The organism is Neorhodopirellula pilleata (genome assembly GCF_007859915.1).
GTDB lineage: Bacteria > Planctomycetota > Planctomycetia > Pirellulales > Pirellulaceae > Rhodopirellula > Rhodopirellula pilleata.
Genome location: NZ_SJPM01000001.1, coordinates 185,852 through 196,334 on the forward strand (window position 1 = coordinate 185,852; position 10,483 = coordinate 196,334).

Annotated in this window: 7 protein-coding genes; 4 read left to right on the top strand and 3 right to left on the bottom strand. The window is 56.2% G+C overall.

Translation table 11 applies throughout. From position 1 onward, the window contains the following. Nucleotides 1–30 precede the first annotated feature (30 nt). Nucleotides 31–1,332 (top strand): thymidine phosphorylase, encoded by a 1,302-nt coding sequence (locus Pla100_RS00535; protein ID WP_231602501.1) that lies wholly within the window; start codon nt 31–33, stop codon nt 1,330–1,332. An 82-nt stretch (nt 1,333–1,414) separates the two neighbouring features. Here Pla100_RS00535 and Pla100_RS00540 read toward each other — a convergent pair whose 3' ends face one another. The 3 genes from Pla100_RS00540 to Pla100_RS00550 form a co-directional block, all read right to left on the bottom strand. Next, nucleotides 1,415–2,875 (bottom strand): alkaline phosphatase D family protein, encoded by a 1,461-nt coding sequence (locus tag Pla100_RS00540; protein WP_231602503.1) that lies wholly within the window; start codon nt 2,873–2,875, stop codon nt 1,415–1,417. 197 nt (nt 2,876–3,072) lie between these two features. After that, nucleotides 3,073–4,248: a 3-dehydroquinate synthase gene (locus Pla100_RS00545; RefSeq protein ID WP_146575762.1), complete on the bottom strand. Its 1,176-nt coding sequence runs from the start codon at nt 4,246–4,248 to the stop codon at nt 3,073–3,075. After that, nucleotides 4,245–5,153 carry an alpha/beta hydrolase gene (locus Pla100_RS00550; protein WP_146575763.1) on the bottom strand — a complete coding sequence of 303 codons (909 nt, stop codon included), beginning with the start codon at nt 5,151–5,153 and terminating at the stop codon, nt 4,245–4,247. Before Pla100_RS00550 ends, Pla100_RS00545 begins: the two co-directional genes overlap by 4 nt. Nucleotides 5,154–5,329: 176 nt before the next feature. On the opposite strand from Pla100_RS00550, the gene Pla100_RS00555 reads away from it, so the two are divergent. The 3 genes from Pla100_RS00555 to Pla100_RS00565 all read left to right on the top strand — a co-directional run bounded on the left by Pla100_RS00555 (nt 5,330) and on the right by Pla100_RS00565 (nt 10,446). Next, the gene (locus tag Pla100_RS00555) at nt 5,330–6,370 is read left to right on the top strand and encodes an aldo/keto reductase (RefSeq protein ID WP_146575764.1); all 1,041 of its coding nucleotides are present in this window, start codon (nt 5,330–5,332) and stop codon (nt 6,368–6,370) included. 401 nt (nt 6,371–6,771) lie between these two features. Further along, complete coding sequence (locus Pla100_RS00560; protein WP_197167612.1) at nt 6,772–8,472, top strand: IS1182 family transposase; 1,701 nt, start codon at nt 6,772–6,774, stop codon at nt 8,470–8,472. A gap of 417 nt (nt 8,473–8,889) precedes the next feature. Further along, a complete protein-coding gene (locus tag Pla100_RS00565) occupies nt 8,890–10,446 on the top strand; it encodes an outer membrane beta-barrel protein (protein WP_146575766.1) in 1,557 nt (518 codons plus the stop codon). Nucleotides 10,447–10,483 lie beyond the last annotated feature (37 nt).

Genomic DNA, 10,483 nt, shown 5'->3' on the forward strand with positions numbered 1-10,483 from the left:
GACCCGAGCAATCGCTTTTTCGGCCCGCCGATGTCAAGTCCAACCATGCTCTGTACCCATCTGATTCGCCAAAAACGCGATGCGGGCGAATTGACCAAAGACCAGTGGGAGTTCCTGATTCGCGGTTTTTGCGATGGTTCGGTCTCCCCAGCCCAGATGGCGGCGATGGCGATGGCGATTTGCATTCGCGGTTTGAACTCGCGTGAAACCGTCGATTTGACAGCCACGATGCTCGCCAGCGGCACCCGCCTGCCTCGCGTCACCGATCGCCCGCGGGTCGACAAACACAGCACCGGCGGACTCGGTGACAAGGTCTCACTGGTCTTGGCACCGTTGCTCGCGGCGGTCGGTTGCGACGTGCCGATGATCAGCGGTCGCGGGTTGGGACGCACCGGTGGCACGCTGGACAAGCTGGAAGCGATCGAGGGATTCGAAACATCCTTGTCGATCGATCAATCGTCCGACGTTTTGCGCCGGGTTGGGGCGTTCATCATCGGCGCAGACGAATCGATCGCGCCGGCCGATCGCAAGCTGTACGCACTTCGCGATGTCACCGCGACGGTCGAGTCGGTCGGATTGATCACGGCGAGTATCTTGAGCAAGAAACTCGCCGCGTCGCTCGATGCATTGACGATGGACGTGAAAGTCGGCCGAGGCGGATTCATGCCTGATGTCGAACAAGCCCGCGAATTGGCAGGTCGCTTGGTGGAGGTTGCCGCCGGTTCGCACCTGCCCACTAACGCGATCCTGTCAGACATGAACCAACCGCTCGGCGAAGCAATCGGCAACGCCATCGAGGTCAACGAAGCCATTCAAATTTTGCGGGGAGGGACGTGCAATGAACGTGTCGCGCGGGTTCGCGACTTGACGATCCGATTGGCCGCTCAATCACTCATCGCGGTCGATTTGGCCGGCGGACTCGAGGAAGCCCAACAAATGCTCACGCGTGCCCTTGATCAAGGAGACGCGATGGAGCGGTTCGAGCGCATGATCACCGCGCAACACGGTCGCTTGCCCACCTCGGGAATCTTATCCCTTGAGTCGCGACGCGAATGGGGGGCACCGGTCGCCGGCTGGGTTTCTCGGATCGACTGCGAAGCGATCGGCGACGCGATCATTCTCGCCGGCGGCGGACGTCGGCGGGGTGGGGAAACTCTGAATCATCGCGTCGGAATTGAATTGATGGTTCAAATCGGTCAACGTGTCGAACAAGGGCAACCGATCATCGCATTGCATGACGACAAAAACGCAATGACCCCGGATCCAACCACATGGGTCACGATCGAGGAAGCCCCCAAGCCGATGGCCCACTTGATCGTTGAAGTCATATAGAGGAGCTGGCGATTCATTCGATGGCACGAGCTCGGGTGACAACTTTGGTTTCTCGCTCGTCGGACTTCAATCGCGTCTTTTCTCAATTGCCAGGTGCTTTCTCGGGCAAGTCGAACTGATACATGAGACGGCCCTCGTCGTTGAAAAATGACACCTGCGTCTTTGGACCGGCGGTGATCTCAATGAAACCGCCACTGGGTTCGGGCGAGATGTACGGTTGAATGACCATGGCATCCGGATCGGTGCCTTTTCGATCGCCGGGGCGGACTCCGTTTCGAGAATTTTCATCGTTGAGCGCACCGCAGGCGAACTCGTTGATGCCGCATGGATGAATGCTGTGATATTGCCAGTGACGATCTCCACAAAACAGAAAAACGTTATCGATCTCATTGGTCTTTAACCAATCAAAGAACGCGTTCGCTTCATGACGAAATCCTTCCAATGAAGCGTGGTTGTCTTTCTTGTACGCGTCATCGGGGCCGACCATCGGGGTGGGGTTGATCATCAGCTTCCATTTCGCATCACTGGCTTTGAGCGTCGACTGCAACCATTCGCGTTGCTCGACGCCCCACAACGTTTTGTCTGGACCGTCGGGCGACTTATTGGGCGATCGGTAGTCGCGGCCCTCGGTCAACCAGATTTGAACGTCGCGATTGATGCGAATCGTGCGATAGGTTTTGGGATCGGTCGCGTCGGCCGGCGCGATGGGAAGTTGCTCATGAAAGATTCGAATCCCGGTCTCGGGAAGCGGTAGTTTGGTCGAGCGATTGTCCGAATCGTTGAACCGAAAATCGTGATCGTCCTTGGACCAAAATCCCGGCACGTCTTGAAAAAACTCGATCATGCGGGGGAACCGAAATTGCTCGTGCCAACACCGACGCATCTCTTCGACGGTCTTGGCGTCTCGCATCGGATTGTCGTAGTAAACGATATCGCCGGTGCCGACAAAAAATAGCGGTTCCTTGGACTTCATGATTTCAAAAGCGGGAAAACCCTGTCGTTTGTCTTCCGGAGTCGCCGTCAGTGGACCGCTGGCTCTTCCCTCGCGTCCATGCATGAACTTGATGTAGTTCATGCAACTACCGATGATGAATTGAACAGGTCGATCGCTGTCGGGGCCCGGCAATGTTCGGAACGAACAGGTCGGCCCATCTGTGCGTTCATTCTCATTGCGATTGTAGGAAGCTCGATAGAAATAAAGCGTATCGGCCTCAAGCCCCGTCAGTTCGGCGCGAACGACGTAATCGTGTCCGGGAAGCGCGGGTTGAAGGGGTGTTTCTTGCGAATTCGTGAACTTGGGATCGGTGTCCCACTTGAACGTGACGAAACCTTCGGCCCCCGGTAAATCACCGTCGTCATTCAAGTCAGTGCCGCGAGTGAGTCGGGTTTGCAACAGAGCCGAATGATGGGTGACTTCCCCGGCCATGGTTCCTTGCCCGAGCGCCACATCCGATTGCGGTTCGTATTGGGCGAAACCGATCTGGCAGAATGCCATGGTGATGACGGTCAACGCGGTGGGGATTAAATGGTTTGATTGATTCATTCTTACTTGAAGCCTATCTGAAAGGGGGGCTGACTTCTCCGGCAATACCTAAGCATCGCGTGAACATTAACTGCCACTTATTATTCACGCGATGATAAACGCACGTCGCAGCGTCTCTCCGAGACGTTGAATGCCGCGGATTTCGGAGAGACTCGCCTACGTGTTTTGCTGATTTACTGGTGCGGTTGTGCTAGCACTTAAACTTCAATGGATGCGTTGATCGAATGCAGTTCCTTGACGCATTCTAACATCACATCTCGATCGATCTCATGCACGTTGATACTGCGACCGATTGCGGTGAGCATGGTCACGGTCAGACGTCCACCGAGGTGTTGCCGGAACTCTTCCAGGCCGCGCAAGATCGCATCACTGTCTTGAAGTGCGTCACACCACAGCGGCGTCCCCAATCTTGCCAGCGTCTGACAGACTCGCGCCGCATCGTCCGTCGGGAACCCAAACATCCTCGATGAATACAACGTATCGATTGCAACCCCGATGCCGACCGCCTCGCCGTGTCGCAGCGAGTAGCCCGTCATGGGTTCAAGGCGATGAGCGGACCAGTGTCCGAAATCCAACGGACGGGCCTCCAAGGCTTCGAACGGATCGCCACCCAGTGTGATGTGATCGAGATGCAAGCGGCAGGACTCCGCGATCGCACGCGTGCTGATCGAAAGATCGCGGTCGTGGAGTTGTTCCGCGTGATCAAAAAGAAATTCAAAAAAGTCACGGTCTTTGAGCAGAGCAACTTTGACGGCCTCGGTCAGTCCGCTGCGGAAGTCTCGGTCGGGCAACGTTTGGAGTATCTTGGCGTCGTTGATGACTGCCCATGGCACCGCGAACGTTCCCACCCAGTTCTTTTTGTTGAATTGGTTGATCGCGTTTTTGACCCCGACGCCGGAGTCGGCTTGCGCGAGGGTGGTCGACGGCAAACGAATCAAACGCACTCCGCGATGCGCGATCGCGGCCGCAAAACCGGCTACGTCGAGCACCGCCCCACCACCCGCGACGATCACATAGCTGCGCCGGTCTAGGTTGTATTCATGAATCAATGAAAGCAGCGTTTCCAAAACGGCTTCGGAGTTCTTACTCGCTTCGCCGCCCGGGATCACATGCAGTGGTGCGGCCAATTCGATGCGGCCGCTCGACCGCAAGCTTTTCTCGAGTCGATCGCCGAACGATTCGGTGCGAGAGTCTGACTCAACGCCGTTCGCCCGCTGCAAATTCGAATCGACCCACAACAACACTTTGGCTGGTTGGTTTTCTTCGGTTTGCAGTACCGACAACAGCGTTTCAAAATCGCTGCCGGAGATGTCATGGGTTTGGCGAAGACGATGAGTGAACGCGACGGTAAAGGGGACGTCGATGTCGCTCACGGGGTTTCTTCTTTCCAGTCACGCCATAACCAACGCAGCGCGTCGGGGAAAATCGATCCCGCATGATTGCCGTTATGGGCACCCTCGCCATAGACGAATTGATAGTCGTAGTCTTTGAACGCGAGAGCTTTAGCCATTTGCTGATTGGCCAACGGCCAGTTTCCAAACTGATTGTCCAAGTCGGCGCTGCCGTCTTGCAGGAACACACGAATCGGTTTGCGTTCCGATTTGCGAACCATCGGCGGATAATTGTGGCCACCTCGAATATCTGTGAAACTGCCGATGTTTGACAACACCTTTCGGAACGAATCGGGGCGATGCCAAGCGATCGTGAACGCACAAATTCCGCCGGAACTGCTACCGCAAGCGGCACGCAGTTCTGGATTCTTAGTAATCGAAAACTTCTTCTCGACTTCCGGCAAAATTTCCGTCAGCAGGAACTCGGCGTAGTCGCCGCTGACGGTGTCGTACTCGAAGCTGCGGTTTTGCGGCTTTGGATTCCAACCTCGATTCTCCGGGAGGTCGCCCTTGTACCCGGGATCGATCATCACCGCGATCGTCGGTGGCATGGCTCCTTCGGCGATCAAATTGTCGAACACGACCGGGACCCGAAAGTCTCCCTTGACGCCTTCGTAGGCGTGCCCGTCTTGGAAGACCATCAATGCGGCCGGCGCATCCCCCGAATACTGTGCCGGCACGTAAACGCTGTAATAGCGTTTGGTTCCGGGGAAAACTTGGCTGTCCGTCCAGGTATGCTGCGTCACGGTGCCATGAGGAATGTCGTCGCGATACTGCGAATCCACGCCGTGTTCGTATCGTTTTTCGGCCGCTGCCGGGCGGGTCAAGAGGGCGGCACTGACGAGTGCCAGGATCCCGAGGGAAAATCGCAGTTTGGGGGAGAGCATTTCGGTGGGGTAAATCGGTGGGGAACGGGCGGGGATTGCACGTTGAGGCACATTCAGTACAACGCGTCGGCGATGATCGGCGACTAGCGGACTCCATTGTAGCCCAAAAATGTTTTTTGGCTTCCCGTCGGTCTTCCATATTCGATTTGCCCTCTCAAAGTTTGAAAAAAGAAATCATGCAACAACGACGTTTAGGCTCCAGCGCCATCACGGTCTCGGACATTTGCATGGGCACGATGACTTTCGGATCGAGTTGCCCCGAACCACTGAGCCACCAAATCTGCGACGTCGCCTTGGACGCGGGTATCCAGTTTTTCGACGCAGCCGAGATTTATCCGGTACCCCCGAGTGCGGAAACGTTCGGTGTGACCGAAGAGTTCTTTGGCCGGTGGCTGGCGACGAAACCGCGTGATTTGATCACGGTGGCCACGAAAGTCACCGGCCCGGGACACGGTTGGTTTCGACCGCCCGTTCGGCATGGCCGCACGACGCTGGATCGACACACCATCGTTCGGGCTTGCGAAGATTCGCTGCGACGCCTGCAAACCGATTACATCGACCTCTATCAGATCCATTGGCCCGACCATGGGATGCCGTACGAGGAAGTTCTCGAAGCACTAACTCATCTGAAACGATCCGGCAAAGTCCGCGTGATCGGTTGCAGCAACGAAACCTGCTGGGGCGTAATGAAAAGCTTGTGGGTGGCGGAATTGCATGAAGTCGAGCGATACCAAACCGTGCAGAACAACTTCAGTCTGATCAATCGACGTTGCGAGAGTGAACTGGCACAGGTGTGTCGTCGCGAGAACATCAGCTTGCTGCCCTACTCACCACTTGGTGGAGGCGTGTTGACGGGCAAGTACAACGACGGGCCTCCGCAGGGTGCTCGATTCACGGATTACTTGACCGGTGGCGGCGAACGTCAACAACGGATGGCCAAGCGTTTCGTCAACGATCGCACGATCGAAACGACTCGGCGGTTGATGGTGATCGCCCAATCCATCGGTGTCAGTGTCGCGGCGATGGCGGTCGCATGGAGCAAGCAGCATGATTTCGTCGCCTCGACGATTATCGGAGCCAACACGGTCGCTCAATTGCAGGAACTGTTGGTCGCTGATGATTTAATCCTCGACGCAGAAACCTTGGCGAGGATCGACGAGATCGATTTTGAAATCCCCAACCCGATGACGGAAGACGGACTACGCCGCTTGGCGTAAGCAAGGTGTTATTTAGAACCTATCCGAAAAGGGGTCTGACCCTTTGGAGGCGAGTCGTTATTCATTCGTTTGCGGGTATCGCCGGAGAGGGTCAGACCCCTTTTCGGATAGGTTCTAAAAAACAAACCATTGTCGTGAAACTGCGAGCGATTCGTGACGTCGATTCGACTTTAGCCAATTTTTGAAAAACGCCAAAGTTTCGTCTTACTTTTGGGACGCCAATTTGATTAATCCTCCAAGAGCGGGCCGTTGATTGACTGAGCCGACGGCGCTAGCGGGCTGTCGGTTTAGTGTATCCATAACATGAGGGGACAGTACCCTGTTCGCTTGAGTTGAAAGGTCTGGTATTCTTTAGCCTCACGGTCACGCCGCCGGAACCAACTCACCAAGGAAGCGACCAAGTGAGCCAGAGGCAACGCAAGGCCAGCTATTGGCAAGACGCTCCCACACCACGTGGGCAACTCGTTCTAATTCCCACGGCCCTGGAAGAACTCATTCCCCAGGAGCACCCCGTCCGACTGGTCGACGAAATCCTCGACAAAATGGATTGGACTCCCTGGGAAGCCGCCTATCACGGCACATTCGGCCAACCACCGATCCACCCCAGCGTCATGGCAAAGATCTTGCTCTTCGCCATGATCCGCCGAATCCGCTCCAGCCGCAGCATCGAATACGAGTTAAAGCACTCGATCGATTTCATGTGGCTCACCAGCGGTCGCCGCATCGACCACAGCACCATCAGCGACTTCCGCCGCAAAAACGCCACCGCCCTCAAAGACATCTTCCAACAGATGATCAAGTTGGCGATCAACCTTGGCATCGCCAACCTTTCAGAAATCTGCATCGACGGCACTCGAGTACTCGGCGATGCCAACAAGTACAAAACCTGGACCGCAGCACGTTTGGCCAAAGCACTCGAGCAACTCGATAGCCAGCTCGAAGAGGCCTTGGCCGTCTTGGAAACCAACGACGCTGTCGACGAAGATCTCATCGGCCAAGACGTCTCGGCGGATCGACTGCCAGCGGCCGTCGCGGACTTGCAATCACGCCGCGAGCAACTTGCCGAGCACATGAAGACCGTCCAAGACATGGATGAGGTTCGCAAGAAGAACGGCACCAAAGGACCGGCCCAACTTCCCAAGACCGACCCCGACAGTCGCATCCTGCCCAACAAAGAAGGCGGCTACGCACCCAACTACACACCGATGGCGACGACCGAAACATTGGGCGGTTTGATCGTCAGTGCTGACGTGTTGATCGGCAACGTCGAGCACGATCAATTCAGTAGCATCGTTGATTGCATCGCCGAAGACTTTGGCATTGATGTCGAGCGTGTTCTGGCTGATTCGGCCTACACGACGGGCCAAAACCTCAGCGATGCCGAAGACAAAGAGGTCGATTTAACCGGGCCGATCGCGGAAACCAATCGCGAAAACAACCCCGCCCAACGAAACGACCTGACCCAGCCGGTTCCCGAGGATCAACTAGGCCAGCTTCCGATGAACCCGCAAACGAAGCGATTTGATAAAGCTGCCTTCATCTATGACGAGGAGCTTGACTGTTACTTCTGTCCAGCCGGCAAGGTGCTTTCGCACCGCACGACCGAGAACACGACGCATAGCAATGGTTCTCCGGTGCAGTCGAAGGTTTACACTTGTCACGAATGTGAAGACTGCCCCTTGGCCGCCCTTTGTCGCAAGAACGTCCATGCAAGCGAGTCCCCTTCCAAGGCGAGCGAAGCGACAAGCGATCCGTCCGCAAAGGCTGCCACGGCTGCTGGGGAGAACAACCGACGCAGTCGCCCGCCGCGAGGCCGCGAGTTGAAGGACGACCAGCATGAAGGAGCCCGCCGTCGTCAGCGAGAAAAGATGAAAACGAGTGCAGCGAAAGAAGCGTACTCGCGTCGTCAGCACATCGGCGAGACCCCCTTCGCGGTGATCAAAGTGATGTTTGACCTTCGCCGCTTTCTGCTTCGGGGCAGCGACGGCGTGAATCAAGAATGGAAGTGGGCGGCAACCGCGTTCAACTTAAAGAAGATCATGAGCCATCTAGCGGAGCTGCGCGCCGAGTCGACATCGGCGACGTCCGAAGTGGCAGTCTAGGGGCAATAGGGGCGTTGCACGCCGAAATAGGGCGTTTAGTATCGTTCCTTACGCGTCGAGAGAGCCCGGAGGCAACCGCAGCCCCCCCACAACGCGATCATCCGAAGTCAACAAAAAACTTTTTCGAACCACCATCAACATCCACTAAACCGACAGCCCGCTAGCCACGGGCCTCGACGCATTACATTCTCACCATAAGGTCTGTGGCTAGCGGGCTGTTGATTTAATCGTTTAACGGCAAGCCGCAGGCGACAGAGCTTGAGAACGCAGACGCCTGCGGCTTGCCGTTAAACGAAAACGCCCAATCGTGCACTAAATCAACAGCCCGCTACCGCGTTCGGCTCACAAGAATTGCTTAATGCACTTAATCAACCGTCCGCGAGGACGGTGGGTATTGTTCAAGTAGGAAACGATGGAATGTTTTTAATCAAACGACTCGTGCTATGGTTGGTGCTTTTCGCAATCGGATCGGTCGCGGCGCAGGCCCAGCAAACGGTTCCACCGTCATGGTTAGTCAAGCAGTCTGAGGAATCGCCTAATCAATTCGAGATGATCGATGACGACGACACGGCTTCGACCGTGCCAGCATGGCAAGGCCTTTCCGCCGATACGCCGGTCGCCCAACCAACGCCTTCACCAGCGTCTGCGCCGTTGCCGATCCCTCTGGCGACTCCGCCGATCCAGGGTTCTCAGGATATCTCGCAGATGTCCGATAGTTTTGAAATGCACTCCGGCGATGTCTGTGATTTGCGACCGATTCGATCGTCACGACATGTTCGGTCCGACGACTTGTTCGGATGGCAAGCTTCGCCATGGCGGATGGGCGGTTGGTTGCAGCAAGGCTTCACGATCAATCCCGAAGACCCGGCTAACGGATCAAACGCTCCGGTTCTGTTCAACGACGCCGCGAACGACTATCAGCTCAATCAACTGTATTTTTATCTCGGCCGGGAAGCCACGATCAACGGCCAGACGTGGGATTGGGGCGGTCGCGTCGATGTCAATTACGGCACCGACAGTCGTTACGTGACGGTCCCCGGACTGGAGCGTCATGAAGATCGTTCACGTCGCTGGAATAGCGAGGATTCCGACTACGGCATCGCGTTGCCCCAAGCTTATTTGGACTTGGCCACACCGATCGGACCCTACGGCAGCGTGATCCGCGCGGGCCATTTTTATGCGTTAGGCGGGTACGAAACGTTCGCGGCACCGGAGAATTTTTTCTATTCACACGCTTACACGTTTCTCTACGGCAATGCCTTCACTCAGTCGGGCGTGATGTGGTCGGGCAAGTTGAGCCCGACGCTCGCCGGTGCGGTGTCGGCGACCACGGGTTGGGATTCGTTCTATTCCGACGGCGACGATTGGGGCGTGCGGGCAGGGTTGATGAAAGAACTCGGCGGCGGGCAAACGACGATCGCATTGACCGGTCATTACGGCAATGACTTCACCGGATTCACCGATGCCAGCGGTTCGATCAACGGCGACCGAGTTTGGGCGAGTTTGGTCCTGAAACACTATTTGCGGCCGAGCACCTATTACGTCATGCAAGCGGACTACGGATACCAAGAGGGCTCGACCTTGGAACTGAATACCGCCACCAACACGGTCGAGTTCGGTGACGGGAATTGGTGGGGCATCAATCAGTATCTCGTGCAACAGCTTTCGGAGAAATGGTCGGCGGGTTTGCGAGTCGAATGGTTCCGAGACGACTCCGGCACAAGGTTGGGAGTTCCAGTCGAATATTCCACCGGCGGCACCGTCTTCAACGGGGAAGATTATTTCGCGATCACCGGCGGTGTTCACTATCAACCTCACTCGAACGTTCTATTGCGAAACGAAATCCGTTGGGACACCTCCAACGTCGAGAGCAATCCGGCGGTACCCGGCGGTGTTGCCGGGATCAAGCCTTTCAATGACCGCAGCGATGACAACCAGCTCCTGATCGCACTCGATGCGATCATTCAATTCTGATCTTGAAACACTGACACTCTGATACGAATACCAGGCA